This window comes from Cupriavidus sp. 01T418 (assembly GCF_056398885.1).
On the sequence record NZ_JBFTQG010000035.1, the window covers coordinates 43910 to 68421 of the forward strand.

Sequence of the window (24512 nt, forward strand, 5' to 3'; positions counted from 1 at the left end):
GTACCTGATGCGTGCGGCGGCTCGCATCGGTCGTCGCCAGGTGTCCCTTCTTCACATATTCAATGGATTGGCGGCGGCGCATCGGTGCGGCCGCCGTCGATCTCATGCAGTTTTTCCGCTCAATATACGGACCCTTCAAATGGATGTAGCAACCCGCGCGGCAATGACGCGCAATGTCTGCGAAGCGCTCGCGGAAGATGTTGGCAATATCGACTGGACGTCCCAACTCGTCGACCCTGCCGCCTCGGCCGAGGCCGTCCTCACGGTGCGCGAAGCTGCGCTGCTGTGCGGCAGGCCATGGTTTGAAGAAACCCTGCGGCAGAGCGAGCCGGCCATCACGATCAAATGGTTCGTTGGCGAAGGCGAATGGATGCGCGAAGGGCAGGCGGTATGCCAGATCAGCGGGCCGGCGCGCGGCATTCTGACTGCGGAGCGCACGGCGCTCAATTTCATCCAACTACTGTCGGGCGTGGCCACGGCGACGCACGCCTTGGTGGAGATCGTCAAGGGCACAAGGGCGCGGATTCTCGACACCAGAAAGACCCTGCCCGGACTGCGCTTGGCGCAAAAATATGCGGTGCGCATCGGTGGTGGCGAGAACCATCGCCGAGGACTGTATGACGGGATCCTGATCAAGGAGAACCACGTCGCAGCGGGTGGTGGGATTGCGCCGACGGTGCGCGCTGCACAGGTACTTGGTGCGGGCGTGCCGGTGCAGGTCGAGGTCGAGACGCTGGATGAACTGGCGCAAGCGCTCTCTGCAGACGCCGGGGCAATCCTGCTCGATAATTTCTCGCTGGAACAAATGCGGGAGGCGGTGCGCATCAACAACGGGCGCGCGAGCCTGGAGGTGTCGGGCGGCGTGACGAAGGAAACGCTGCGTGCCATTGCGGAAACGGGCGTGGACCGCATCTCCGTTGGCGGGCTCACAAAGCACGTCACGGCGGTGGATTTCTCGCTTCGGGTTGAGGCGCTAGGCGCGTAGTGTTGGCCGGGGCAGTCCTCTTCGGCTGCCCGCCGAGCCGCACAAAGAACGAAGCCCTCGCTGTGCGAGGGCTTTTGTTTTCTGGCGAGGCTCAGAGCGATACGTCTTTGCCGGTTTCGCTTGATTCCAGTATGGCGATGCACATCTCCAGCGTGCCCTTTGCCCACTTACCGTCATGAAGAGGCGCCTGCCCCGCGATGACGGCCTCGTAGAGTTCGTCGATCACTTCACCGCGCGGCACGGTGGGGCGGGAAAGCGGCAGCGTCTCCCGTTGCTGGTCGCCGTACACGATGATGGAATCGGGCAGGGGGCGCAGGTCGGCGTGTTCGCACGCGACGATCACCGGGCCGAAATGCTGATGACAGCGTGTCGGCTCGTCTGCCGCGATGGAGGGCGGCTTGTATGCGGCGCCGCCATACGTGCCGGCGGCCTTGAGCTGCGCTTCATCATTCCAGGAGGAGAGGGTCGCCAGCCGCCTCCGAGCGCCACCGTAGGCATCGGGATTTGCGTGGTCACCCATCTCGCCGATCCAGCCCATCCACTCGTCGCTGTTGAAGTGGCCATACCCACTGTACGAGAGGGAGGCATAGGCGCCATTCTCGAACCAGATCAGCGCCGAGTACGCGCCTTCGGTCGGACGCTTCGAGTCCCACCGGCCGACACTTGCGCGCAGGCGCGTCGCGCGCGAGCCCGCGAGCATCCGCACGATATCGACCTGGTGTGCGGCCTGGCTGAATACGGCACCGCCACCTTCAGCCGTCATGAGTTCCTCCGGGCGGCGCGGCCGGTATAGATAGTCGGTGTAGTTGAAGGCCTGGATCATCTTCACCGCACCGAAATCGCCCGAACGGATCAGTTCGCGCGTACGCAGGTACGGCGTATCGAAGCTGTGGCAGTGTCCGACGATCAGATGCACGTTTGCAGCCCGGCACGCGGCGATCATGCGATCGCAGTCGGCCGCGTTGAGCGCCATCGGCTTCTCGACCAGCACGTGCTTGCCGTTGGCTGCGGCAATTTCGGTGTGCTGCGCGTGAAACTGATGGGGGCTGGCCACGTAGATGACTTCCACATCGGGGTCGCCGGCCAGGTCCAGCACGTCTGCGTAGGTCCGTGCGCCGAAATCGGCGGCGAACTGCTGCCGTGCTTCCTCGCGCGGGTCGCACGCGGCGACGAGTTGAACCCTCGGGTCCTGCAGGAAGGTGGGCAACATCAGCGAAAACGCTCGCCCCAGTCCTGCCACCCCGATGCGCAAACGGCGCTGTTCCATGGCCGGCTTCATCGCTTATTGCCTGACCTGATAGTCGGTGGCGATCGCTGCGGGCTCGTCATCCGGCAGGGCATGTTTCGCGCTGACATAACGGGCGGCGTACGCACGCCAGTCCGTTTCCTTCGGCACCACTGCCTGATACGAACAGACCGTCTGCGGGATCGCCTTTGCGCCGGTACCGATGGCTTCGGCGTCCTGCTCGAATTCTGCGATGGCATCGAGCATGCGGCGACGGAATTCGACAATGGCGAGATCGCTCGCGCCCAGACGCTCGTCCGAACGATTGGCGATCGGACCCATCGTGACCCACATGGCGATGTCCTGGTTCGGGAAGCCGGTGATGCCGGTGAAATTGCCGGCCTTCATGGCTTGGCGGTCTTGCCAGAAGCGGTTCTCGTGGTTGCGCAGCGGACGGTAGCGCTCGTCCAGATCGGGGCCGATCTGTTGACGGAGGAACTGGCGCCAGGTTTCGGTTTCCGGCGTCGTCGCGGGATCGCCCCATGCGATGAAGTAGAACGCCGTATTCGTGTCGTCCATGGGCACGTTGATGTTGGCGACGTTATACAAGTTGTTGGGCGGGATCAGCACGGTGCCGGGTGCAACGAACACCGTCGAGCGCACGTAGTCGTGCGTGTTGGCGTTGAAGATCGGGCGGCGCAGCGCAGCGTAGCGGAAACCATATTCGGTGCGCTCGACCTGCAGGCGCGGTGCCTTGTCGGTGGACGGACGCAGCCAGTTCTTCGACGTTGCCTCGGCGCCGCCGACGCGTGCCGGCACGAAGTCGGACGAGTGCAGGCTTGAGCTGTGTGCGGAATCAATCGCGCCCTCAAGGATCTGTGCCCAGTTGCATGGCAGCAGCGCCTTCGCGATGCTTACGCGGGTGTCAGCGGTCGGTGCCCAGGCGGGTGCGACGAATTCGGGAATGGCGTCCTGCGGACCCATGTACGCCCAGACCATGCCGCCCCATTCCTTCGAAGGATAGGCCTTGTGCTTGACCTTCTCGGTCATGCCGCTGGCGGCCGGCTCGGACACCATTTCCAGCACATTGCCCAGCACGTCGAACTTCCAGCCGTGGTACAGACAGCGCAGGCCACCGTCTTCGTTACGGCCGTACACCAGCGATACGCGGCGGTGCGGGCAATACTCGTCCATCACACCGACGCGGCCTTCGTTGTCGCGGAACACGACCAGGTCTTCGCCGAAGACGCGAGCCTTGACCGGCGCGCCGTCCGGTTCGCTGACTTCTTCAATCACGCAAACAGGGGTCCAGTGCTGGCGCATCAGCTTGCCCATCGGGGCATCGCCTTCTACGCGGCACAACAGTTCATTCTCTTCATGGGTCAGCATATTTGTCTCCAGGCGGTCATAGCCTTCTTCAACTGGTGTTGGTCAATTCTATTAGATATCTAGTTAAACTGGCAAGAAAATTTGATCGGGGGTCAACCCGGGGCCTTGTCGCGACCCGTCTCGCGGCCGATGACCGGCAGCACCAGCGGGCGTGTCTCCCGCGCCGAGGCGTGGATGGCAGTCCGTGGGCGCGGCGGTAGCGTGCCAGTTCGGCGATCAGCTCGTCGGTGGCCGGTACCAGCCGGGTCTGGTTGCCGAGCCAGGCGGTGCCGGTGGCAGGTCGTCGGCCGCGCCAATCCGCGTGGCCATGGCTGGGGCGCGGTTGCTGCCGGCGGCGCCAGACAAGGGGTAGTTTTGATTTCGGTGCAATATGCGACGGTTCGCAAGCCCAGCAGCGACGCGGGTGCTCATGCCTAAGTTATTGATTTCTTGAGGTTTACTGTTCGCTTCTGCTTGGCGTATCGTGTTTTGGCGCTTGCCGCTTGCGGCCCGAATAACCCTCGGCGCGAGTGGGGATCAGGTGGACGGAGAACTCGGGGGTGATCGGGTCGAAGTAGCCAACTCTAGCCCAAGACTAAGTCGGCCAGCGAGGCGGCCACTACGTCGCGCTCCGGCTGCGCCAGAGCTCCAACGACCTCACGAATGGCGGCCTTCGGGCTCCCGAACCTCGACGCCGAACGCGCCGGCGGCATGAGAGGGAAGGCGCGAAGCGCGCTATGCTCACTCGATCCGAAGCCGCCAGCGGTGCGCCGCCTGTGGGGAAAATGATAGAAAGCCGCGCCATTAGGCGCGAAGGAGTAGCGTATGAGCAACATTACCACCGCCTCACCCGAACTGTTCGCCCATTCCGGGGACGTCGAGCGGGCCATCGCCGCGCAAGGTGACGAGGCCGCGCGCCGGCACTTGGCGGCAGGCCGCCCTGTCTACCACGGGGACCCGTGCCACCCCGGCATGCTTCGGCCGCGCATCTTGCCGCCTATGCCGGTCTCGCCCCGGTCACCCGCCGCTCAGGCTCGGCAATTCGCGGCGAACATCCGACCAGAGCGAACCCCTCGGGCCGCCTCTCGCGAAAGGCCACTTCCTTGCCGACCACCAGCACGTTCGTCTACTCATCGAGCACGCAAAGCAAGGTGGGGCTTGCCGCCGTAGCCGGCAATGCTCACTGCAAATTGCCCTCGCTCGGCGCCTCTGCCATTTGCCTGGTGCCCGCGTGCCTACGACAGCAGGCTTTCGTAGGGGATGCGCAGGCCATCGTGCAAGCGCTTGACCATGCCCAAGCTGAGCTTGCGCTTGCGGTTCAGTACCTCAGACACGCGGCCACTGGAGCCAATGAATGGCTCAAGATCGCGTGTGGTGAGGCCCTGCTGATCCAACCGAAACTTGATGGCCTCGACCGGATCGGATGGCGGAATAGGGTCATGCTCTTCCTCGTAGCGTTCCACGAGGATCGACAAGACTTCCAGCTCATCGCCATCGGGCGAGCCGACCGGCGCGCCCCATAGCTGGCCGATGCGCTCCATGGCGGTGTCATAGTCTTGTTCGGTACGAATGGGCTTGATATCCATTACACGCTCTCCGCGTCAACTTTGTCGTATTGGGCATGGGTGCCAACGAAACGGACCCACCCGATCTGGCGTTCATAGTCGATGGCCAGGATCACGCGATACTTGTTCCCGGCGATATTGAACACCGCGCGACCACCCTTGAGGATGCTGGCTGTCCGTAGTTCGGCCTTCACATCCTGGGGTGTCTCATATGTCACTTTTTCCATGTGGCGATACCACTCCGTGAGGGGTGATATCGCATCTGCATACGCGGGGTCGCTCTCCCAAAACTCTCGCAGCGTCCGCCGCGCAATGATCCGCATCCTTTGGCTCTCCCGTTTTGGGAGGATTTTACTCCCATTTTGGGAGGTTCGCGTATGCAGCGCATGAAAGATGCGTATTTGACCAGGCTGCGCAAGACATTCGATGCTAGTTACGAGGGCGACGGCACGGTGGTTAGTTCCGCGAAGCCGGAAGGCGAGACACCCAGAAAGGGGTCGTGGTGATTTTGTTATACACCGTAACGATGTAACATAATAACGATTATGTGATTTATGAGGCACATTGACACGTGTGCAGTCGAAGAACACTCCCAGGTGTAGCCAGTCAAGATTGTCTTAGGGCACCGGGAACGGTACAGTTGGACTACCGGCTAGCAATGGTCAGCAACAGTAAGTTGGGAGCGAAAGCATGACATCGAGGGACGACGAGCGCAACGTTTTGGCCCGGTGCGCGGCCGCGTCGCGTGGTGACGTCACGCTAGCTGCCGATCAGCGAGAAGCCAACGTCTTCCGTCTTGCCGCGATGGTGCTGCAGTCGCGTTTGCCAGTGGAATCAGTTCGCTTGATGCATGCGAGCGACCAATACTTCCGTCTGTATCCGACAGATATGGTGTCCAGTGCTGACGTGGTTCGGAAAGGCTGGGTATCGGGCTTGCCTCGGCTGCGCGATATGCTGACGATGCAGTTGCGGCCTCGCTGAAATGGCCCACAACGTTTCCTTTCACACGCGCACGGCACTTGCCGAAGGCCTTCGTGAGCTATTCAAGCAGCTTGAGCAGCGCCTTTCCCTTCGGCAACCACTGACGGTCTACCTGGCTGGTGGGATGGCGGTGCACCTCTACACGGCAAGCCGAGTCACGACGGACGTTGACGCTGAGTTCGCTGGGCGGGTGCTGTTGCCTCAGGACGTGCTTGTGGATGTGGTCTTGGAGGATGGGACGCCTCAGGTCATCTACCTGGACACAAACTACAATCCAACGTTCGCGCTGATGCATGAGGACTATCAGGAAGACTCCATACCGGTTGACCTGGGCCTGGATCTGATACAGGTGCGCGTGCTCTCCCCCGTGGATCTCGCTGTCAGCAAAATCGCGCGACTCGCTGATAACGATCGCGAAGACATTCGCGCACTCGTTGCGGCTGGACTGACGTCGGCAGATGAGATAGAGGAACGTGCAACAAGCGCCCTCGGCGGTTACGTAGGCGGACTCGAGATGCTACGACTCAACCTTAGCGACACACTCGAGATAGCCCGTGAAGAGGGGCGCATCGCCGCTTTGGTGGCGGGTACGAGAGAACGTCCTACGTCCTGACAGTGGCGGAGGCAGCGCAACGCCCCCGGCGCCTCACCTCTCCAGGCCTGCCGCCGCCCTACTACTCCACGGCTGCCCTTCCCTGCCACTGCTTGCCACGTCGCCATCGTCGAGTGGTCGAGTCTCCCTAGCCGGCCGGGTCCCCAATCTTTTGCCAGCCTGCCTCGCCTGCGTTGGCTCTCAGCGTCCTCACCTACGGGGACGAGCCTGTGGGTTGACCCAAGCGCCGTCTTGCAGGATTCGATCTCGACGGAGTTTGAGCGCTTCTTCAGTGCCGCTGGGGCGGCCTGGTGATTCACTACGATACGGTTCAACTGGGGATGGACCGCTTGTGCCACGCAACCGTCGGCATAAGCGCGCTACGCGAGACCGCACGACACAAGATACACGTGCCAATCCCCGAGTTGGCGATGCGCGGCGAGGCCTCGCTTGTAGGCGCACGCAACGCCAAGCGCGCCGGGCGGGACATTTGACGGGCCGCGACGAGCCGGCCTTGACTTCATGCCTGCCCCGGTAGATTGGATGCATGTACATCACCAAGGCGCTTCCGATGCTGGCCCGCCCCACCCAACTTAACCTCTTTGACGAGCTCGCTCGCGCATCCGCCGCACGATCACCGGCTCGCCCATTGGTGCTGATGGCCTGCTCCGCCACGAAGCTCGATCGCCCTGCCCCCGCCATGGACCTGTATCGCGGCGTCATGTATGAGACGTTTCGCGCCCACGTGCGAGCCGACGCGCGGCCCCAGGTCATCATTCTCTCCGCGCAGCTTGGCTTTATCCAGCCGGACGTGGAGATTGCCCCCTACGATGCCCGTGTGACCACGGATCGTGCGGAGACCATGCTCTCGGACCTGGCGACGGCGATGGCCGGCGCGGCGTGGTACCCAGTGGCCTGACAGTCGAAGCCGATGTCGAGGAGGGGACGGGAAACCGCGCGCGAATCGTTTCCCGTTGGATCGCCCTAAGGAATCTCCAGCCGAACCAATGACTATCACCATCACACTGCAGTTGGAAGTCAAGGCCCTGGCTGCCAACCTCGATGGCACTCCCAACGCCCTGCTTGCCCTCACCCATGCTGGCTACCGCCACTGGACCAAAGCCAGGCGCCTGCATTTCCCACCGCCGCGGCGCGAGGAATTGCTGTTAGAGATCATGCGTTCCTGTGCAGACACAAACCTGCTGGAGTGCCCCCCGACCCTGAGGACGGAGACCGCCAGCAGGTGATAGAAGCGAATCTTGGCATGACCCCGTCTAATCCCGCGGCGCATGAGGCTCCCCGCGAGACAAAGCGAACGCCCGTGCCGACATTTGAATTTGGCTGGCCGTGCGACATTTCAGAACGTCCTGGACAAACGGCGAGAGACAGACAGCAGCCGCACCAAGACATAGGGATAGGGGCCATTGCTCAAGTACCTGCCGCCAGGATGTCCGCAACCAGCCCGGTGTGCAGATGCCCGTCGCGCCATGGCTGGTGAGCCAACGTCTTTGCCAGGAAGGGAAGATTGGTTTTCACACCGGCAATCTGCGTGGCTTGCACGGCCTCTTGCGCCAGTGCGATCGCGCCGGGGCGATCTGCAGCATGGACGATGATCTTGGCGATCAGCGGATCGTAATACGGGCTGACCGTATTGGCTTGGCCATAGCCCGTCTCGACCCGGATGCCGGGCCCGGCCGGTAGCTGGAATACCTCGAGCCTGCCCGGCGATGGCATGAAACGCACCGGGTCTTCCGCGTAGACGCGCAACTCGATCGCGTGGCCACAGGCTGAGACATCGCGCGGTACAACGGCGTCCAGGCTCTCCCCAGCGGCGAGCCTGACCTGCGCCTCCACCAGGTCAAGGCCGGTAATGGCCTCGGTCACCGCGTGCTCCACCTGCAAACGCGTGTTCATCTCCAGGAAGTTGTAGCTGCCATCTTCGCCGCGCAGCATCTCCACAGTGCCAATCACGTCGTAGCCCAGCTTTGCCAGCAGCCGCGCGATCCGCTCGGCCATTTCGTCAGCCTCGCCAGGATACAGGCGGGGCGCACAGGCCTCTTCGATGACCTTCTGGTGACGGCGCTGTACCGAACAATCGCGCTCGAATAGGTGACGCACCTTGCCGTGGCGGTCCGCCAGGATCTGGAATTCGATATGCCGGGGCCGCTCGAACAGCTGCTCCAGATACACCTCGCCACTGCCGAAGCTGCGCGCCGAAAGCGAACGTGCGCGCTCCACGGCTTTCACGACCGAATCCAAATCGGTGGCCGCCACCATGCCGATGCCGCCCCCGCCGCCGGCGGGCTTGACCAGCACGGGAAAGCCCACGGCCTGGGCCGCCGCGCGGATGGCCGCTTCCGAGTCTGGCAGGATGCCGGACGAGCGGCACATTGGCATGCCCTGCGCGGCCATCAACTCGCGCGCCCGCGTCTTGTGCCCCATCGCGTCGATCCAGCGCGGGCTCGGGCCGATGAAGGTGAGTCCCCTTGCCTGCACGCTGGCGGCGAACTGCGCGTTTTCCGAAAGAAAGCCGTAGCCGGGGTGAACCGCATCCGCACCGCTTCGGTCGATGGCCTCGAACAGCGCAGCCTGATTCAGGTAGCTTTGCACGGCCGGCGCCGGACCTATGCAATAGGCCTCGTCTGCCTCGGCCACATACGGCAACTCGCGGTCGGCCTCGGAATAGACCACCACGGCGCGCAGTCCCATTTTGCGCAGCGTGCGGATGATCCTTGCTGAGACGGCGCCTCGATTTGCTATGAGAACTTTTCGCATGATCCCGTGCCCTCAGTAGCTGGTAGGCCAGGTGCGCATCAGATGCTGGCCAACACCGTTGCTGAGCCGCAGCCGGTGCACCTCCAGCAGGCGCCTAAGTGTCTGCCGCGTGTCCACGGGATTGATCACCAAGTGGGCCGAGTAGGCGCCGGCCATGTCCCATGCCGAAGTGTCGCGCTCCATGCCTTTGAGCAGTTCGGCATAGCGCTCGGGATCCTCCTGTTGCTTGACGCCATGGACGATGGTGACGCCGGAACGCGGATCCATGAAGTTGACTTCGGCCGATACCCAGGCGATGACCTCATCGGCATTGCCGGCGCCGCCCATATTCAACACCGCCTGGCCATAAGTCTTGCGCATGATGATGGAGATCTTGGGCACCGTGACCAGCGAGAGTGCGTTCATCCAGTTCATGACTCTTCCTATCGCGCCCCGACGCTCGCCTTCGACGCCGATCAGGAAGCCGGGCTGGTCGGTCATGAGGACGAGCGGGATATTGAAGGAATCGCACAGCACCATGAAGCTGGTGGCCTTATTGCACGCGTCGACATCGATCGCACCGCCTTTGGACATCGGGTTGTTGGCAATGATGCCGACCGTGTGGCCATCGATTCGGGCCAGCGCGGTGACGATGGATTTGCCGAAGCGGGCCTTCAACTCGAACATGCTGTCCGCGTCCACGATCAATGGGATCACCTTGCGCACGTCATAGACCTTGGTGCGCGACTCCGGAACGATCTCCAGGATGCGATGGGCCTGTTGGCCCGATCCGGCCGGCACCGGATGGACCGGCGGCGCCTCGTTGTGATGGCTGGGCAGATAGGAGAGAAAGCGCTTGATCGCAACCAGCGCCTCTTCGTCCGAATCGACAGCCATATCGACCAGCCCGGACACGCCGGTGAGCACTTCCCAGCCGCCCAGCGCCTCCGGATCCACGGCTTCCCCGATCGCCATCGAGGTGAGCTTCACACTGGAGACCGCCATGATCGCACTCTTGCGCATTACGGAGAAATCCGCCAGCGCCGCGTACCAACTCGAGGAACCGTAGCAATGGCCCAGCACCGCCGACACCCAGGGCGTCTCGCGGGTACGCATATACTGGGTGGGCTTGTCGCCGCTGCCGATGCCGCGCGCTCCCATGGTGTCCGGCATGCGCGCGCCGGTGGATTCGCCCAGGAATACCATCGGCAAGCCGCGCTTGGTAGCGACCGTCTTCATATGCCCGACCTTGCTGGCATTCACATTGCTGCTCGACGCCCCCATCACCGTGAAGTCGTTGGAGACCACCGCGACTTCGCGGCCGTCCACCTTCGCATAACCGACGATTTTGCCGTCCGCCGGCGACCGCTCGCGATCCTCCGGGCGATATGACGTTGCCAGCAGGCCGGATTCCAGGAAGCTGCCGGCATCGACCAGGTAGTCGATGCGCTCGCGCGCATTCAGCACGCCTTCCGCCCTGCGCCCGGCCAGCTTCTCCAGCCCCCCCATCTGGCGGGCGCGATGTTCCCGCTCAGCTAGTTCCGCGATCAATGTCTCAAAGGCCATGTGGAGTGTCTCCGTTCTATCGTTTGAAGATACCGGCGTTCGCCTCGACGAACTTCGTGGCTGAAAGCGCGTCCTTGACCAGCAAGGCAGACAGTTCGGCTGGTGTGGAGGCCTCCAACTGATAGCCTTCGAGGGCGAGGCGGTGGTTTATCTGCGGGTCCTCCACGAACTGCTTCGACAGCACCGCCATTCTGGCGATGATCGGTTCGGGCACCTTGGCCGGGGCAAACAGGCCATACCAGTTCGAGAAAACCGCACTCGACAGACCGCTCTCGCGCAATGTGGGGACCTCCGGAAATGCTTCGCTGCGCTTTTCCGAACTCACTGCGATCGCCCGCAGCTTTCCCCCCTTCACCAGCGGCGCGAGCACGGGCACGTTGGCGATCACCATGTCGACCTGGCCGCCCATGGCATCCGTGGCTGCCTGGGAGCCACCCTTGTAGGGAACGTGATTGAGGCGAATCGCCGAACCTGAGTTCAGCAGGCCCACCTGCAGGGTGAGCGAGGCGCTGGAGATCGAATATTTGTCTGGGTTCTTCCTGGCGATCTGGATCATTTCGGCAGCCGACTGGGCCGGGAAATTGACATTGGCGGCAATCAGGCAGGGGACCCGTGTCAAGAGGCTCACGGGGGCGAGGTCCTTGTGCGGATCGAACGATGGCACCGGACCGGTAGCCTGGTTTGTCGCCAGCCCATCGATGCCAAGCAGGAAGGTATAGCCGTCCGGCTCCGCCTTGGCGACCAGTTCGCTGCCGATATTGGTCGAAGCCCCCGGACGGTTGTCAACCACGATGGGCTGGTTCAGCTTTTTGCGCAGGTATTCGGCGTATTCACGCGCGAGACGGTCCGTGGTGCCGCCGGGGGCATACGGCACTATCAATTTGATCGGCTTGGCCGGCCAGGTTTGCGCTTGCGCGGAAATTGCCGCCAGGCAAGATAGCAGGACCCCCGCGGAGCACCGGAACCACATCCTCATCAACATGTTGTCTCCTCCCAGGCTTACGGCTTCCTTGGTCCAGGAAGGCGTAAATAGCGTGCACCCCGCAAGCCGATCGACGGCTCGCCCTGTTTTGCGACAAGCAACGGGTCAAGGCCGCACCCCCATCTTCAACTTGGGCCCGAGGCTGGTCTTCAGCGAGATCTGGGCGGTGTCGATAAAGCGGCTCAGGTAATAGCGCGTTTCGCGCGGGTCGATGATGTCCTCCACGCCGAAGGCTTCCGCGGTGCGGAAGGGAGAGGCGACCTGGCGCAGACGCGCCTCGATCTCGCGCTCCTTGGCGGCGGGGTCGCCGGCCGCGGCAATTTCACGCCGGAACGCCGCTGCCACCCCGCCTTCGATCGGCAGCGAACCCCACTCCGCCGTCGGCCACGCCAGCTTCAGACCCAGCCCATTCTTGTCGGTAGCGGCCATGCCGGCCATGCCATAGCATTTGCGGACCACTACCGTGGCGATCGGCACGGTGGCCTGCAGGCTCACGAAGACGCTGCGCATGCCCTCCCGCAAGGTGCCTTGTGCTTCGGCATCCTTGCCCACCATAAAGCCTGGCACGTCCACCAGGAACACCAGCGGGATGTGAAAGGTGTCGCACAGTTCGACGAAATGGGTCTGCTTGCGCGCGGCCTTGGCGTCGATCGCCCCCCCGTACGCCATCGGGTTGCTCGCCACCACCCCCACCACCTTGCCATTGAGCCTGGCCATGGTGGTGATGACCGCCTTGCCAAAAGTCGGCTGGATCTCGAAAGTGGAGTCGCGATCAAACACCCAGCGGATGATCTTCCGCATGTCATAGGCTTTGCGTCGGTCGGTCGGCACGATGGTTGCCAGGGCTTCTTCACGCCGGTCCGCCGGATCATCGGTAGCAACCACGGGCGGCAACTCCCAGACGTTTTGCGGCATATAGGACAGGAAGCGCTGGATCATCTCGAAGCACTGCTTTTCATCGCTCGCCGCATTGTCAACCGAGCCCGCGATATCCACGGCGATCCTGGCGCCGCCCAGATCCTCCTTGGAGATATCCTGCCCAAGCGAGCGCTTCACCACGGGTGGGCCGGCCGCAAAAATCTGGCTGGTGTCGTTGACCATGACCGACCAGTGAGACAGGATTGCCCGTCCCGCCGGCCCCCCCGCCGCCGTCCCCGTGACGGCGCAGACGACCGGAACCTGGCCAAGCAAGGCGGTGGAAGTCTCGAATCCGTGGACCCCCGGGAATACAGTGTGACCCCGCTTTTGCGCCGAGGTCACGCTACCGCCCACGCCATCGATCAGATTGATCAGCGGGATCTTGTAGTTGAGGGCCAGTTCCTCCACGAAGCCGCCCTGCCCGCCCTTCTTGCGGTCCCCGCTCCAGCTGGCGCCCCCTCTTACCGTATAGTCTTCGCCTCCGATTGCCACCGGGCGACCGCCAATGGTGGCCAGGCCCATCACATACGGTGCGGGCGTCACCTTGACCAGGACGCCGTGCTCGTCATACTGGCCCTGCCCGGTCAAACGGCCGACCTCATGAAAAGACTGCGCATCGCACAAGCCGTCGATGCGCTCGCGGATGGTCAGCTTGCCGGCGGCATGGTGGCGCTCGACTGCCTCCGGCCCGCCCAGCGCGCGGCTGAACGCCCTGCGCTGCTCCAGTTCCAGCAGCCCTTCAGAGAGAATCTCTTGGCTCATGTCCATGGGTTCTCTCATTTCAAGCGGGGTTGACGATGGCGAGCACCTGTCCCTCGGACACCGGCTCGCCTTCGTTGATCAGCACCTCCGACACCTTACCGGCGTGCGTCGATTCGACCGGGATCTCCATTTTCATCGACTCGATGATGAACAGCACATCGCCCTCGTCCACGGCCTGTCCCGGCACGCATTCGCATTTCCACATGGAACCCACTACTTCCGAAATCACCTTGACGCTCATGGAATCATCCTTTCCCGTGACTGATGCAGAGAGACTGCAAGAAACTGCAGGAACCTGAAAAGCGGCCGATGGCTCAGGCCGCGGCGGTGGCGCAACCACTGATCACGCCGCGCGCCTGGAGCGTTGCGATGGTGTCGGCATCCAGGCCGAGCAGGCGCTCCAGGACCTCGACCGTGTCCGCGCCGGTTTCCCTCCCCAGCGCATTGACATGGCCAGGCGTGGCGGACAGCCGCGGGGTGACGTTGGGAACTGCGACCATACCCAGCTTGGGATGCGGCAGCCTTGCGATGACCTCCCGCTCGCTGAAATGCGGGTCGCGGAAGACGTCGTCGATGTTGTAGATCTTCGCGTGCGGAATATCGAATTCGGTAAGACGTTGATGCACCGTCTCGAAAGGCAGCGAGCCGATCCAGTCCTGCATCAAGGCATCGACAGCCTCGCCATGCAGGCTGCGCTGGCGATTAGTGGCAAAGCGCGCCTCGTCCGCCAGCGCCGGCCTGTCCATGGCCGCGCACAGGCGGCGAAAGATGGGATCGGCCAGCGCCGCAACATGGATGTAGCAGCCATCCGCGGACAGGTACAGGTTGTTGGGACTCGAACCTGGCAGCTTTGACCCCGCGCGTTCGGCGATCAGGCCGAGCTGGTCGTAGGCCATGACATGCGGCTCCATGAAGCTGAAGGCGCACTCGGCAAGCGCCGTATCGACAATTTGCCCTTTGCCTGTCTTGTGGCGGGCCTCCAGCGCCAGCATGGCGCCAAACGCCCCGTAGAGGCCCGTCACGTAGTCCGACAGCGAAGTCGCCACCCGAGCCGGCGGACGATCGGGATCGCCGGTGATCGAGCGCAGTCCGCTCATGGCCTCCCCGATCACGCCATAGCCGGGCTGCTTGCTATATGGCCCGCTCTGGCCGTAGCCGCTGATCCTCACCATGATCAGGCCGGGGTTGCTTGCCGAGAGTGTCTCGTAGCCCAGGCCCCAGCGTTCCAGCGTACCCGGCCTGAAGTTCTCCACCAGGAAATCGGCCTGGTCGATCAGCCGTCGCAGCAGGCCCTGGCCCTCCGGCTCGCGCAGGTCTACCGCAATCACTTCCTTGTTGCGAAATATGGACAGGGCGTAGAGCGAGATGCCCTCCTTGTGACTGCCCATGGAACGCAGGGCATCCCCTTCGGCAACCTCTACCTTGATCACGCTCGCGCCAAAGTCGGCCAGCAGCCTGCCGCAAAACGGGCCCGCCACGGTTGAGCCCAGTTCGATGACCGTGTAGCCGGCAAGGGGCCCGGCGCGATTGCTCGATTCCATAGTCCTGTCTCCTGTCCCGTGCGTTAATCGTCGACCTTGACGTTGGCGTTCTTCACCACCTGTTTCCACTGGCCGATCTCCTTATGCAGCGTGTCGCGAAACACCTCCGGGCTGCCGCCCACGAGATCCAGGCCACCGGCGGTCTGCAAACGCTGCCGCAAGTCAGCGGACTGGAACAGTTCGTTGAGTTGCCGATTCAGACGCGTGACGATCTCGACCGGCATGCCGGCAGGGCCCATCAGGCCGAAGAAGAGGCTGCCGTCGTAGTTGCGCAAACCTGCTTCCGCGAAGGTGGGAACATCCGGTGCGAGCGCGGATCGGGTTTGGCTGGATATGGCCAGGGCCCTGACGCGCTTGGTCTGGATATTCGGCGCTGCAAGCAAAATGGTGTCGGTGACCATGTCCACCTCACCGCCGAGCAGGGCGGCAATCGCCTGGGCATTGCCGCGATAGGGAACGTGGGTAAAGCTGGTCCCTGACAACGTGGCCAGGTATTCGGTCGACAGATGGGTCGAGCCGCCAACGCCCGAAGAGCCGTAGTTGATCTTCCTGGGATAGCTACGGGCATAGCTGAGCAACTCGGACAAGGACTTTGCCGGAAACTTGTTGTTGACCAGCAGCACGGTCGGCAGCCGACCAACCAGTGCAATTGGCGTCAGGTCCTTCTCTACGTCAAAGTTGAGCTTTGGGTAGACCGCGGGATTGACGGCAATCGCGCTGGAGACCATCAACAGCGTATAGCCGTCCGGGGGCGACTTCGCGGTTGCCTCGGCCGCCAGGCTGCCGCCGACGCCAGTCTTGTTCTCGACAATGATGGACTGCCCCAGCCGCTCCGACAGGTGCTGGGCGACCACGCGCGCCACAATGTCGGTAGCGCTGCCAGCCGAGAAGCCGACGTACATGCGGATGGGGCGGTTGGGGTATTTCTCTTGTGCGTGAAGCGGGGATGAAACGGAAGCAAGGCCGGCAACGGCAAGCAACGCGGCCGCGCGAACGGCATGACGTACAAGCGACAGCATCTGACTGGTCTCCTTCCATTTTTTTATCTGCTGATCTGCAACAGCGGTCAAACGATGTATTTGCGATAACGGCTGATATAGTCTGCCGCTTCCCTCAGGCTCTGCCGCCGAATGGTCTCTGCGGCTTCGCCGTCGCGCCGGCGCAATGCCTGCAGCGCGGCGCGGTGATGTTCAAGGCCCAAGCGCGCCCTCCCCGGCAAGACGATGGCCCGGCGGATCACCGCCTGCGTACGCTCGAGGATGGAGTCCAGCATTTCCTGGATCACCGGGTTATTGGCGTTCCTGAAGACACGCTGGCGGAAGTTCTCGTAGCCCTCCAGGAAGAAGTCAAAGTCGCCTCTCTCCAGGGCCTCCTCCATCGGTGCGTCGAACAGTTCGATGAGGTCGTCCCACTCGCCCGGGGGTGCATGTTCGGCCGCCAACCGCACGCTCATGCCTTCCAGCGCTTCGCGCGCTGTGTAGATCTGCAGGATCTGCTCGAAGCTGATCCGCGTGACGACTGCCCCGCGATTCGGTATGCGCTCCACCAGCCCCCGTTGCTCAAGGGCGGCCAGAGCCTCCCTCACCTTGGGACGCGTCGTGCCAAATTCCTGGGCAAGTTCGAGCTCGACGAGCTTCGTGCCGGGAAGCAAGTCGTGGCTGGCAATTCTGGCCCGCAGCTCGCCCGCGATATCCGTTGCCGCTGCCGTCTTGACGCCCGCGGGCTGACTTTTCTCCTTGGGCCCGACCCCCTTCCTGATCGCTCTTACCGATGCGGCCATATTCGCGTACCTCGTGTTGTATGAATCCAATATAGGAGCTGCCAGCAAAACAGTAAACAATTTTGTATTCTGTTTTGCTGACCGGATGGGCGGCAAGGTGCGGCCCGCGCGAACACTCTGTAAGCACCTGATATACAAAGATATTTATTCTTGTTTGAGGTGCGATTCGGGCTCACCAAGGTACCCACAGCTTCTCCCCCTTCCGTTTAGCAGGGACAGCGCTGGTCACCTGGATGCGGAAGAAGAACGCCGGAAACGACCGCAGCGCTCGGCGCTGAGTCGCGGTGGCGCTATCAACGTATGGGCAGATGGACAGATGGCCCGAAGCCCGATGCGATGGGCATTCCGCACGTCATGGTGCCGGCGTTCAAACCAGTCCGAACCACCCCAGCACGGCACCCGCGGCAAGCAGCCACAACAGGTGCACCCGGAAACGCCAGATGATCAGGGCGGTGAACACCGTCAACAGCCATAACCGCCAGTCCCGCGCCGCGTTGTCGTGAACGCTGGACAGCGTCCAGGCCGTCGCGATCAGCAGCGCGATCACGATCGGTGCCATGCCCTGCCGGAACGCCTGCACGCCGCGCAAGCCGCGGTTGCGGTGGCCCCACCCGGCAACGACGTAGGCCAGCGTGGAACTGGGCAGCAGGATGCCGGACATGGTTAGCACCAGGCCTAGCAGCGCCGTGGGGATGCCGCCCGCGTTCATGCCGATGTTCCAGCCAAGCAGCGCGATAAACAGTACATTGGGACCCGGCGCTGCCTGGGCGATCGTGACCGATGCATTGAATTGACCGTCGTTGAGCCAGTGCTGCTGATCCACCAGGTAGCGGTGCATATCGGGCGCGGTGGTGATGGCGCCGCCGATCGACAGCAAGGACAGCGACAGGTAATGGGAGAACAGGCTCAGCCAGTCGCCCCACCCCAGCGTCAGCATCGGTGCCCCGCTCACGGTTTGAGCTTCCGGTAGCTGAGCAGGCAGGCGATGGTGCCCAGGCCCAGCAGCACGTAGACGAGCGGCCAGCGCAGCAGCGCAACCGCGCCGAAGCAACCGGCGCCCAGTGAGATGGCAAGCGGGCGGCCCAGCGGATTGGCACGCAGCGCGCTCAGCAGTTTGAGCCCGGTGGCCGCGAACAGCCCTGCGGCCACTGCCCCAGTGCCGCGCAGCGCGCCCGCCACGCCGGGATGATCGGCAAAGCGCGCGTGCAGCAGCTCTAGCAAAACCACCACCACCAGCGGCAGTGCAAGGATGCCCGCCAGCGCAGCCATCGCACCGGCCAGGCCGAACGAACGGCCGCCGATCATCAGCGCCATGTTGACCACGTTGGGACCCGGCATGATCTGCGCCACCGCCCAGTCCTCGACGAACTCCTCGCGCGTCAGCCAGCGCTTGCGCTCCACCAGTTCCTGTTGCACCACAGCCAGGACGCCGCCGAATCCTTGCAGACCCAGCAGGGTGAAGGTCACGAACAGGTCGGCGGGGGAGCGGGGCTCGCGGCGGCCGGCGCCGCCTTCCGGCTGATTTGTACACATCGCGGATACGCCCTACTGCGTCTTGATGCCAAGTTGCTTGATGGTCTTGCCCCAGCGCGCCATGTCGGCCTCGACGATGCTGGCAAACCGCTCGCGCGGCATCGCTTCCACTTCAATCCCCTCGCCGCTGAGTCTCGCCACGACTTCAGGATCGTGCAGGACCTTGCCGACAGCATCATGCAGCTTCTGCACCACTGCCGGCGGCGTGCCGGCGGGCGCGAAAAAGCCATACCAGGGCGCGTATGCGAAACCCTTGATGCCCGCTTCCTCCATGGTCGGCAGGTTGGGCAATGCCGGCGAGCGCTTCTTGCCCGAAGTGGCGATCGGACGGACCATGTCGGAATTGATAAAGGGCATCACGGCCGGAATCGTCAACAGCATGGACTGAATCTGGCCGGACACGAGCTCCGTCAGCGCCGGGCCGGAGCCCTTGTACGGCACGTGCTGGAGCTGGGTCCCGGTCATCATGCCGAGCACTGCCATGGGCAAGTGGCCGGCGCTGCCGATACCGCCGGAGCCATAGTTGATCGAGCCCGGCTTGGCCTTGGCCAGCGCCAGGAAGTCGTCCATGGTCTTGACCGGCAAGGTCTTGGTCACCACCAGGACGTTTGGCGTGGCGCCAATATAGGCGACCGGCAAGATGTCGCGCTTGGTGTCGTAAGGAAGATGACTATAGAGCGAATCGCTGAAGACCAGGCCCATGTGGTGGATCATCAGCGTGTAGCCGTCAGGGGCGGCACGCGCCAGCATGGCCGTGGCGATGGTGCCACCGGCGCCGCCCCGGTTATCAACGACAAAGGGCTGGCCAAGCTCGCGGCCCAGTTTCACCGCCATCACACGCGCCACCAGGTCGACGGTGCCGCCCGCGGCGAATGGCGCCAGGATGGTGACCGGCTTGGCAGGCCAGTCGGCCGCGCGGGCCGGCGGCGTGGCGATCGCGGCGATCGCGGCGATCAGCGACAAGCCCGCGCAAAGAACAGAGAGCTTCCGTAAGGACATGCTTGTCTCCTGGTCCCACTTTTGTCGTGGTTTTATTTTTTGCCGTGCTGCAATGGCACATGCGTTAGAAGCGCTAGAACGCAAACCGGTAGCGCTCCACCTTCTCCTCGTCAAGTTCGACCCCAAGCCCGCAACCGGCGGGAACGGCGGCCACACCGCTGCTGATATCGAGCTTGTGGGTCACGATGTCGTCGGCGGTCTTCAGCGGCCCGACGCATTCCAGCCCTTCCAGCACATCGGTGCTGGTGCATGCCAGCATGATTTCCGCCGCCGTGTTCACGCCCAGCCCGAATCCGTGTCCGATAACAACCTTCATGCCGGCCGCACTAGCGGTTTCCAGCATGCGCCTGCAGTTCAGGAAACCGCCCTGCTTCATCACCTTGAGCTTGACGATATCGGCGCAGTTGGCGCGGATCACCGCGATCAGGCTGGCATGATCGGTGATCGATTCGTCGGCCATCACCGGGATGCCGATGGCCTGCCGCACCTTTGCCATGCCGGCAAGGTCGTCCTCAGCCACCGGCTGTTCCAGCAGTTGCAGGCCGATCGGTTCCAGCAAGCGGCCCAGCGCGATCGCCTCCTCGACGCTGTACCCGGCATTCGCATCGGCGCGCAGGGCCATGGTCGGCCCGACCGCGTCGCGCACCGCCGTCAGGCGATCGCGGTCGGCCTTGACGCCCCCGCCGACCTTGATCTTGGCCGAGCGGAAGCCGCGGTCAAACCATTTGCGGGCCTCCGCGGCCGCCTCGTCGGGCGGGACAATGCCAATCCACGCATTGAAGCGCACGGTGTCGACCACGGCGCCGCCCAGATACTGATGCACCGGGATATTGAGACGGCGCGCCAACATGTCGACGCAGGCCATCTCAATCGCCGCCTTGGCGTCCAGGTAACCCGAGCGACCCTGGTCCATGCGCTGCATCACCTGATGCGGATTGCCGGCGTCGCAGCTCTGCACCAGCGGGGCGAGTTCGTCGCGAATGGCCAGCAGCGACTGTTCGATGGTTTCCACTGAATAGCCGGGAGAGGGATCGATATTGCCCAGCCCGATCGAACCGTCTTCCGCGGTAAGGCGCACTAGCGCGCTCTTCTGCACGGTCTTGGTGACATAGGCATTGCGAAAGCCGGGGCCGACCAGGGGCACGGCCACGCCGAATACTTCGACGCGGCGAATGGGAAGGTGCAAGCCATCCATGTTCACGACTCCAGCGCCATGCCAGCCGAGGCCGGGTCGAAGGCTTCGATGGCGGGACCCTTGATCTGGGTGCGGTGCATGATGCGGGAGGCATTCGGATCAAATGGGTCGCGGCGGTGCAGCGTGCATCGGTTGTCCCAGAGGATCAGATCGTGCAATTGCCACTCCTGGCGGAAGGTGAACTCGGGCCGGGTGGCATGCTCCCATAGCGTGTCCAGCAGCGCATTGCTTTCGGCAAGGCTCATGCCCAGCACATGGCTGTTGCGGCGGCGGCCGAGGAATAGCGCGGGGCGGCGGGTATCGGGATGCGCGATGACCAGCGGATGATGCGCGCCCGGCGCTTCGCGCGGGTCGGTCACTTCCTTCATGCCCTTGCGCATCATGCCGGCGCTGTTGTAGGTGGCGTCGTGAATGGCGCGGCGTCCCGTGATCAACGCCTTGGTATGGTCTGGCAGGGTTTCATAGGCGAGGTACATATTCGACCAGAAGGTATCGCCACCGCCAGGCGGAATTTCAAGTGCGTGCAGCAACGCGGCGCGGGGCGGCCGCTCGACATAGGTCATATCGCAATGCCACACCGCCTCGCCGTCGCCCAGGTTGCCGATCGGCACGCCATCGACCTTGACGTTGGAGATCACATTGATCTCGGGGAATTCGCTGAGGAAGGGCTTGCCGTAGGGGTTCGGCCCCGGTGGATCTAGCTCGCCGAACTTCCGGCTGAAGGCCAGCAGTTCCGGGTCCGACAACGCCTGACCACGAAAACGCAGCACGAGGTGCCTGGCCCAGGCCTGCTGGAGCTCGGCCAGAACTTCTTCATCGACCGGCTGGCGCAGGTCGATACCGCTAACTTCTGCGCCGAGACTGGACTCGAGCGGCGTCACGGAGATGCACTTCATGGTGGCTCTCTTTCCATGGTGGGTTGGAATAGCCCCAATATAAACCTCGCCCCCGATAGCGTAAATGATATAGATTACGCATCCAGTGATGCTGATTTCGTATCCCCTCCTCGCGCTATGCCATCTCTGCCGAACAAGCCGCTGCAGCGGCGCCATATCGAAGCCCTCGTCGCCGTGGGCGATAGCCACTCCGTGCATCGCGCCGCGCGCGAGCTCGGCGTGCCACAGCCCGTTCTGTCACGTCTGCTTGCCGAGGCGGAGAACCTGCTGGGCGCCCACCTGTTCGAACGCTCCAGTCACGGCAGCATGCCCACCGCCCAAGGCAAGGCGGTGCTGTCCCAGGCGCGATTCGTCCTGCGCGCGATCGAGCGGCTGAACGACGCCATCGCAGATCCGCAGCGCCGGCCGATCCAACTCGGCTGCATTCCGCGCGCCATGCACACCTTGATGCCCGGTCTGCTCGCCCGGCTCTATCCGGCCGTGCCGACCGATACGTCGGCGCAGGCCGCCGACACGCCCTACCAGTTCCGCGTGGTCGAAGGCAGTTCAAAGATGCTGTTCGACCAGATCGCCGCCGGGAGCCTGGATTTCGCCATCCTGCGCAGCACCACGCGCGACGACGGCGACGACCTGGTAGTGGAGCGCCTGTACGAGGAGCGCACGGTGATCGTCTGCGCGGCCGGTCACCCCACCATCCCGGCAGGCCCCATTGTCCTGTCCCGCCTGGTGGGCCAGGGTTGGGCGCTACCCGACGCCGAGACCAGCTCGCGCGTGACCTTCGAAGCGTTCTGGAACGAGCATGGCCTGCCCAGGATCCGGCCGGTGATCGAGACACGCTCCTTCGAGTCCAACCTGGCCCTAGTCGCAGGCACCAGCCTGGTCTCGATCGCACCGGAATCCGTCGCCCGCAGCCATGTGGCGTTCGGACTGCTGCGCATCGTCAAGCTGCGGCGGCCACTGCCGGCGAACCCGGTGATGCTCGCCTTTAACCGCATGGCCAGCGAGGACCCTTTGCTCAGCGGCTTTCGCGAGATGATCCACCAGACCGCGCGCGCGGGCGAGTGAGCACAGCGCGGGCGGTGGCAACCCAAAGCCACTCGTCTAGGTGACTCGCCTGAAGGCAGGCGCGCGGTCAAAGTCCTCCGCGGCCACGTTGCGGCGCTTGCCGGCCAGAGGCAAAACCAGAACGTCCGCTTCCAGCCAGATCAGAATGTCCTCTGGATAGACCTATACTGGTCGCGCCTGGGTTGGACGGGAGCGCGCCATGAAGGATCGAGGATTGATCACCATGAGTCTGCGCGAAGTTGACCGCTTCAAGGTCATCCAGGCGCTGGCCGACGCCTATCTCAAGACCGGGATTGCGGCATCCAGACTCGGACTCACTTCTCGCCAGACCTTGCGCCTGCTGCGGCGGTACCAACAGGATGGCGCTGCCGGCTTGCTGAATCGCCACCACGGCCAACTGGCAGACAACCGGACACCGCCGGGCCTTGCGGCGCGGGCGCTCGGCCTGATTCGCGACAGCTATGCCGACTGCGCCCGCCCAAGGTCCCATGGCACGCAGTTCCCGGCGCCGCACATCGAGTGCAGCGGCTACCCTGTTCGTGCGCCTACAGTAGCCACAGCTACTGTAGTCATCAAATCGTACTTATGCCACTGGCGTGCAGAGCTTCGCGCACGACTTCAATTCCTTCGCCATTGAGATCGCGCAACGGTTGCCTGACAATGCCGCCGCGCCAGCCGCGCAGCTTCATGGCAGCCTTGGTGGACTGAGGCTGGCCAAGTTTGCGTGCGACTGCCCGCATCGGGTACCAGCGACGATGCAGGCCGCCGGCGTCCGCTGCGTTGCCAATACGCACCGCATCGTAAGTAGCCTTGACCAATTCGGGCAGCGCGCAACTGTTGGTGGAGCTAACGCCGTCGAAGCCGAGCACCAGGGGCCCAAGCATTACGAGGTCGGAAGCAGCCAGTACGCGAATGCGGCCACTTACGCGGCCGACGAGCTGATCGACTGTGGTCGGATTGAGATCACCTTGCTTGAGTGCGACCACTTGCGACACATCGCACAGGCGCTCGATCAGCGGCACCGAGAGCGTGATACCAACGCCCGGCGCGTTATAGATCATCACGCCGGTCCTGGATAGCGGTGCCACCTCTTCAAAGAAGCGCACAATCTGGCCATCGGTGACTTCCGACACGAATGGCGGCATCAGCATGGGCAATCCGCCAAGTTCGCCAGCCAGCGAGGTCAGCTCCTTCACCACGCGAACGTCGGCATGCGCCGTGCATAGCAGCACGGGCACGCGATCGCTCACCACTGCCATTGCGTGGCGGAAGAGCGCTGCGCGCTCAGCGGTATCCATGGCCGGGAATTCACCGTAGGTGCCGCCAATCAGGAGGCCGTCGTAGCCCAGGCCCAGCATGCGCTCGATGTTCTCCGTCAGTGCGGGAAGATCCAGACTGCCATCCGCCGCGAAGGGCGTGACTGCGATGTTGAACAGGCCGCAGGTGCGCGCCTGCGATTCATCTTGAGATTTCATAATGCCTCGGGTCAACTATCATGCTTTGACTATTGACCTTGATTTTTGGCGGTTAATTGCGAAAAATGCATTGTCACGCTGGAAAACAGTCAGCGAAGCCGACGATGCCACCAAATCTACCGAAGCAGAAAAAGCCTCTTGGTAATTGCGTAAATCAGGCTCTTACGCGCGAGCTGACACACCCCGACGGCGACTAGTCCCATTCCCGGTCCCTGCCCCGCCTTTCTTCGTACGCCTTAGCCTCTTGTGCCGCATGAGATGCCGCCTTCTCGAGGAGAGGCACGTGTTCCTTCGGGACGACCAGCATTGTCAAACCCAAGCCGTCCAGAG

General features: G+C 63.2%; 26 protein-coding genes and 2 pseudogenes. 9 read left to right on the forward strand and 19 right to left on the reverse strand.

Features of this window, described 5'->3' with window-relative positions; translation table 11 throughout:
• Nucleotides 1-139: 139 nt before the first annotated feature.
• Entirely contained in the window at nt 140-985 is an 846-nt protein-coding gene (nadC, locus tag AC1DQ3_RS26445; RefSeq protein WP_477123144.1) for a carboxylating nicotinate-nucleotide diphosphorylase, read from the forward strand.
• A gap of 91 nt (nt 986-1076) precedes the next feature.
• Here nadC and AC1DQ3_RS26450 read toward each other — a convergent pair whose 3' ends face one another.
• The 3 genes and pseudogenes from AC1DQ3_RS26450 to AC1DQ3_RS26460 all read right to left on the reverse strand — a co-directional run.
• Nucleotides 1077-2252, reverse strand: a complete 1176-nt coding sequence (locus AC1DQ3_RS26450; protein WP_477123145.1) for a Gfo/Idh/MocA family protein — start codon at nt 2250-2252, stop codon at nt 1077-1079.
• A gap of 15 nt (nt 2253-2267) precedes the next feature.
• Nucleotides 2268-3599, reverse strand: a complete 1332-nt coding sequence (locus AC1DQ3_RS26455; protein WP_477123120.1) for a Rieske 2Fe-2S domain-containing protein — start codon at nt 3597-3599, stop codon at nt 2268-2270.
• 119 nt (nt 3600-3718) lie between these two features.
• Nucleotides 3719-3885 (reverse strand): annotated as a pseudogene (locus AC1DQ3_RS26460) (tyrosine-type recombinase/integrase); the annotation flags it as partial.
• A 667-nt stretch (nt 3886-4552) separates the two neighbouring features.
• On the opposite strand from AC1DQ3_RS26460, the pseudogene AC1DQ3_RS26465 reads away from it, so the two are divergent.
• Nucleotides 4553-4642 (forward strand): annotated as a pseudogene (locus AC1DQ3_RS26465) (transposase); the annotation flags it as partial.
• Between the two features lie 171 nt (nt 4643-4813).
• Here the strand turns inward: AC1DQ3_RS26465 and AC1DQ3_RS26470 are convergent.
• Together AC1DQ3_RS26470 and AC1DQ3_RS26475 are read right to left on the reverse strand one after the other, a co-directional pair.
• Nucleotides 4814-5164 (reverse strand): helix-turn-helix domain-containing protein, encoded by a 351-nt coding sequence (locus AC1DQ3_RS26470; RefSeq protein WP_477123121.1) that lies wholly within the window; start codon nt 5162-5164, stop codon nt 4814-4816.
• Entirely contained in the window at nt 5164-5466 is a 303-nt protein-coding gene (locus tag AC1DQ3_RS26475) for a type II toxin-antitoxin system HigB family toxin (RefSeq protein WP_477123122.1), read from the reverse strand. Before AC1DQ3_RS26475 ends, AC1DQ3_RS26470 begins: the two co-directional genes overlap by 1 nt.
• A gap of 367 nt (nt 5467-5833) precedes the next feature.
• Here AC1DQ3_RS26475 and AC1DQ3_RS26480 point away from each other — a divergent pair, with 367 nt between their 5' ends.
• From AC1DQ3_RS26480 to AC1DQ3_RS26495, 4 genes are all read left to right on the forward strand, one after another.
• Complete coding sequence (locus AC1DQ3_RS26480; protein ID WP_477123123.1) at nt 5834-6124, forward strand: hypothetical protein; 291 nt, start codon at nt 5834-5836, stop codon at nt 6122-6124.
• Between the two features lies 1 nt (nt 6125).
• Nucleotides 6126-6737, forward strand: coding sequence for a DUF6036 family nucleotidyltransferase (locus AC1DQ3_RS26485; RefSeq protein WP_477123124.1), 612 nt, complete (start codon nt 6126-6128; stop codon nt 6735-6737).
• Nucleotides 6738-7263: 526 nt separating this feature from the next.
• A complete protein-coding gene (locus AC1DQ3_RS26490) occupies nt 7264-7635 on the forward strand; it encodes a DUF6884 domain-containing protein (RefSeq protein WP_477123125.1) in 372 nt (123 codons plus the stop codon).
• A gap of 88 nt (nt 7636-7723) precedes the next feature.
• Nucleotides 7724-7963, forward strand: coding sequence for a hypothetical protein (locus AC1DQ3_RS26495; protein ID WP_477123126.1), 240 nt, complete (start codon nt 7724-7726; stop codon nt 7961-7963).
• A gap of 181 nt (nt 7964-8144) precedes the next feature.
• Here the strand turns inward: AC1DQ3_RS26495 and AC1DQ3_RS26500 are convergent, their stop codons facing one another.
• From AC1DQ3_RS26500 to AC1DQ3_RS26560, 13 genes are all read right to left on the reverse strand, one after another.
• Nucleotides 8145-9491, reverse strand: coding sequence for an acetyl-CoA carboxylase biotin carboxylase subunit (locus AC1DQ3_RS26500; RefSeq protein WP_477123127.1), 1347 nt, complete (start codon nt 9489-9491; stop codon nt 8145-8147).
• Between the two features lie 12 nt (nt 9492-9503).
• A complete protein-coding gene (locus AC1DQ3_RS26505; RefSeq protein ID WP_477123128.1) occupies nt 9504-11036 on the reverse strand; it encodes an acyl-CoA carboxylase subunit beta in 1533 nt (510 codons plus the stop codon).
• A 16-nt stretch (nt 11037-11052) separates the two neighbouring features.
• Entirely contained in the window at nt 11053-12018 is a 966-nt protein-coding gene (locus AC1DQ3_RS26510) for a Bug family tripartite tricarboxylate transporter substrate binding protein (RefSeq protein ID WP_477123129.1), read from the reverse strand.
• A 105-nt stretch (nt 12019-12123) separates the two neighbouring features.
• A complete protein-coding gene (locus AC1DQ3_RS26515) occupies nt 12124-13704 on the reverse strand; it encodes an acyl-CoA carboxylase subunit beta (RefSeq protein WP_477123130.1) in 1581 nt (526 codons plus the stop codon).
• 13 nt (nt 13705-13717) lie between these two features.
• A complete protein-coding gene (locus tag AC1DQ3_RS26520; RefSeq protein WP_267600385.1) occupies nt 13718-13939 on the reverse strand; it encodes an acyl-CoA carboxylase biotin carboxyl carrier protein subunit in 222 nt (73 codons plus the stop codon).
• A gap of 73 nt (nt 13940-14012) precedes the next feature.
• A complete protein-coding gene (locus tag AC1DQ3_RS26525; protein ID WP_477123131.1) occupies nt 14013-15239 on the reverse strand; it encodes a CaiB/BaiF CoA transferase family protein in 1227 nt (408 codons plus the stop codon).
• A gap of 23 nt (nt 15240-15262) precedes the next feature.
• A complete protein-coding gene (locus tag AC1DQ3_RS26530; RefSeq protein WP_477123132.1) occupies nt 15263-16258 on the reverse strand; it encodes a Bug family tripartite tricarboxylate transporter substrate binding protein in 996 nt (331 codons plus the stop codon).
• A gap of 47 nt (nt 16259-16305) precedes the next feature.
• Entirely contained in the window at nt 16306-17019 is a 714-nt protein-coding gene (locus AC1DQ3_RS26535; protein ID WP_477123133.1) for a GntR family transcriptional regulator, read from the reverse strand.
• Nucleotides 17020-17386: 367 nt separating this feature from the next.
• Nucleotides 17387-17956 carry a chromate transporter gene (locus tag AC1DQ3_RS26540; RefSeq protein ID WP_477123146.1) on the reverse strand — a complete coding sequence of 190 codons (570 nt, stop codon included), beginning with the start codon at nt 17954-17956 and terminating at the stop codon, nt 17387-17389.
• A gap of 11 nt (nt 17957-17967) precedes the next feature.
• Complete coding sequence (locus tag AC1DQ3_RS26545; RefSeq protein ID WP_477123134.1) at nt 17968-18552, reverse strand: chromate transporter; 585 nt, start codon at nt 18550-18552, stop codon at nt 17968-17970.
• Between the two features lie 12 nt (nt 18553-18564).
• The gene (locus tag AC1DQ3_RS26550) at nt 18565-19551 is read right to left on the reverse strand and encodes a Bug family tripartite tricarboxylate transporter substrate binding protein (RefSeq protein WP_477123135.1); all 987 of its coding nucleotides are present in this window, start codon (nt 19549-19551) and stop codon (nt 18565-18567) included.
• Nucleotides 19552-19624: 73 nt separating this feature from the next.
• Nucleotides 19625-20746, reverse strand: coding sequence for a mandelate racemase/muconate lactonizing enzyme family protein (locus tag AC1DQ3_RS26555; protein ID WP_477123136.1), 1122 nt, complete (start codon nt 20744-20746; stop codon nt 19625-19627).
• A gap of 2 nt (nt 20747-20748) precedes the next feature.
• Nucleotides 20749-21642 (reverse strand): TauD/TfdA dioxygenase family protein, encoded by an 894-nt coding sequence (locus tag AC1DQ3_RS26560; protein WP_477123137.1) that lies wholly within the window; start codon nt 21640-21642, stop codon nt 20749-20751.
• 117 nt (nt 21643-21759) lie between these two features.
• On the opposite strand from AC1DQ3_RS26560, the gene AC1DQ3_RS26565 reads away from it, so the two are divergent.
• Together AC1DQ3_RS26565 and AC1DQ3_RS26570 are read left to right on the forward strand one after the other, a co-directional pair.
• The gene (locus tag AC1DQ3_RS26565) at nt 21760-22707 is read left to right on the forward strand and encodes a LysR family transcriptional regulator (RefSeq protein WP_477123138.1); all 948 of its coding nucleotides are present in this window, start codon (nt 21760-21762) and stop codon (nt 22705-22707) included.
• Nucleotides 22708-22906: 199 nt separating this feature from the next.
• Complete coding sequence (locus tag AC1DQ3_RS26570; protein WP_477123139.1) at nt 22907-23344, forward strand: helix-turn-helix domain-containing protein; 438 nt, start codon at nt 22907-22909, stop codon at nt 23342-23344.
• On the opposite strand, the gene AC1DQ3_RS26575 is transcribed toward AC1DQ3_RS26570, so the two are convergent.
• Nucleotides 23280-24182, reverse strand: a complete 903-nt coding sequence (locus AC1DQ3_RS26575; RefSeq protein ID WP_477123140.1) for a dihydrodipicolinate synthase family protein — start codon at nt 24180-24182, stop codon at nt 23280-23282. The genes AC1DQ3_RS26570 and AC1DQ3_RS26575 overlap by 65 nt on opposite strands.
• Before the next feature lies 1 nt (nt 24183).
• Here AC1DQ3_RS26575 and AC1DQ3_RS26580 point away from each other — a divergent pair, with 1 nt between their 5' ends.
• The gene (locus AC1DQ3_RS26580) at nt 24184-24327 is read left to right on the forward strand and encodes a hypothetical protein (protein WP_477123141.1); all 144 of its coding nucleotides are present in this window, start codon (nt 24184-24186) and stop codon (nt 24325-24327) included.
• The last annotated feature ends 185 nt before the right edge of the window (nt 24328-24512 follow it).

What these genes read in the sequence shown, in the direction of transcription:
- nadC (WP_477123144.1), top strand. Translation starts at nt 140, where the DNA reads ATGGATGTAGCAACCCGCGCGGCAATGACGCGCAATGTCTGCGAAGCG.
- AC1DQ3_RS26450 (WP_477123145.1), bottom strand. Translation starts at nt 2,252, where the DNA reads ATGGAACAGCGCCGTTTGCGCATCGGGGTGGCAGGACTGGGGCGAGCG.
- AC1DQ3_RS26455 (WP_477123120.1), bottom strand. Translation starts at nt 3,599, where the DNA reads ATGCTGACCCATGAAGAGAATGAACTGTTGTGCCGCGTAGAAGGCGAT.
- AC1DQ3_RS26470 (WP_477123121.1), bottom strand. Translation starts at nt 5,164, where the DNA reads ATGGATATCAAGCCCATTCGTACCGAACAAGACTATGACACCGCCATG.
- AC1DQ3_RS26475 (WP_477123122.1), bottom strand. Translation starts at nt 5,466, where the DNA reads ATGCGGATCATTGCGCGGCGGACGCTGCGAGAGTTTTGGGAGAGCGAC.
- AC1DQ3_RS26480 (WP_477123123.1), top strand. Translation starts at nt 5,834, where the DNA reads ATGACATCGAGGGACGACGAGCGCAACGTTTTGGCCCGGTGCGCGGCC.
- AC1DQ3_RS26485 (WP_477123124.1), top strand. Translation starts at nt 6,126, where the DNA reads ATGGCCCACAACGTTTCCTTTCACACGCGCACGGCACTTGCCGAAGGC.
- AC1DQ3_RS26490 (WP_477123125.1), top strand. Translation starts at nt 7,264, where the DNA reads ATGTACATCACCAAGGCGCTTCCGATGCTGGCCCGCCCCACCCAACTT.
- AC1DQ3_RS26495 (WP_477123126.1), top strand. Translation starts at nt 7,724, where the DNA reads ATGACTATCACCATCACACTGCAGTTGGAAGTCAAGGCCCTGGCTGCC.
- AC1DQ3_RS26500 (WP_477123127.1), bottom strand. Translation starts at nt 9,491, where the DNA reads ATGCGAAAAGTTCTCATAGCAAATCGAGGCGCCGTCTCAGCAAGGATC.
- AC1DQ3_RS26505 (WP_477123128.1), bottom strand. Translation starts at nt 11,036, where the DNA reads ATGGCCTTTGAGACATTGATCGCGGAACTAGCTGAGCGGGAACATCGC.
- AC1DQ3_RS26510 (WP_477123129.1), bottom strand. Translation starts at nt 12,018, where the DNA reads ATGTTGATGAGGATGTGGTTCCGGTGCTCCGCGGGGGTCCTGCTATCT.
- AC1DQ3_RS26515 (WP_477123130.1), bottom strand. Translation starts at nt 13,704, where the DNA reads ATGGACATGAGCCAAGAGATTCTCTCTGAAGGGCTGCTGGAACTGGAG.
- AC1DQ3_RS26520 (WP_267600385.1), bottom strand. Translation starts at nt 13,939, where the DNA reads ATGAGCGTCAAGGTGATTTCGGAAGTAGTGGGTTCCATGTGGAAATGC.
- AC1DQ3_RS26525 (WP_477123131.1), bottom strand. Translation starts at nt 15,239, where the DNA reads ATGGAATCGAGCAATCGCGCCGGGCCCCTTGCCGGCTACACGGTCATC.
- AC1DQ3_RS26530 (WP_477123132.1), bottom strand. Translation starts at nt 16,258, where the DNA reads ATGCTGTCGCTTGTACGTCATGCCGTTCGCGCGGCCGCGTTGCTTGCC.
- AC1DQ3_RS26535 (WP_477123133.1), bottom strand. Translation starts at nt 17,019, where the DNA reads ATGGCCGCATCGGTAAGAGCGATCAGGAAGGGGGTCGGGCCCAAGGAG.
- AC1DQ3_RS26540 (WP_477123146.1), bottom strand. Translation starts at nt 17,956, where the DNA reads ATGCTGACGCTGGGGTGGGGCGACTGGCTGAGCCTGTTCTCCCATTAC.
- AC1DQ3_RS26545 (WP_477123134.1), bottom strand. Translation starts at nt 18,552, where the DNA reads ATGTGTACAAATCAGCCGGAAGGCGGCGCCGGCCGCCGCGAGCCCCGC.
- AC1DQ3_RS26550 (WP_477123135.1), bottom strand. Translation starts at nt 19,551, where the DNA reads ATGTCCTTACGGAAGCTCTCTGTTCTTTGCGCGGGCTTGTCGCTGATC.
- AC1DQ3_RS26555 (WP_477123136.1), bottom strand. Translation starts at nt 20,746, where the DNA reads ATGGATGGCTTGCACCTTCCCATTCGCCGCGTCGAAGTATTCGGCGTG.
- AC1DQ3_RS26560 (WP_477123137.1), bottom strand. Translation starts at nt 21,642, where the DNA reads ATGAAGTGCATCTCCGTGACGCCGCTCGAGTCCAGTCTCGGCGCAGAA.
- AC1DQ3_RS26565 (WP_477123138.1), top strand. Translation starts at nt 21,760, where the DNA reads ATGCCATCTCTGCCGAACAAGCCGCTGCAGCGGCGCCATATCGAAGCC.
- AC1DQ3_RS26570 (WP_477123139.1), top strand. Translation starts at nt 22,907, where the DNA reads ATGAAGGATCGAGGATTGATCACCATGAGTCTGCGCGAAGTTGACCGC.
- AC1DQ3_RS26575 (WP_477123140.1), bottom strand. Translation starts at nt 24,182, where the DNA reads ATGAAATCTCAAGATGAATCGCAGGCGCGCACCTGCGGCCTGTTCAAC.
- AC1DQ3_RS26580 (WP_477123141.1), top strand. Translation starts at nt 24,184, where the DNA reads ATGCCTCGGGTCAACTATCATGCTTTGACTATTGACCTTGATTTTTGG.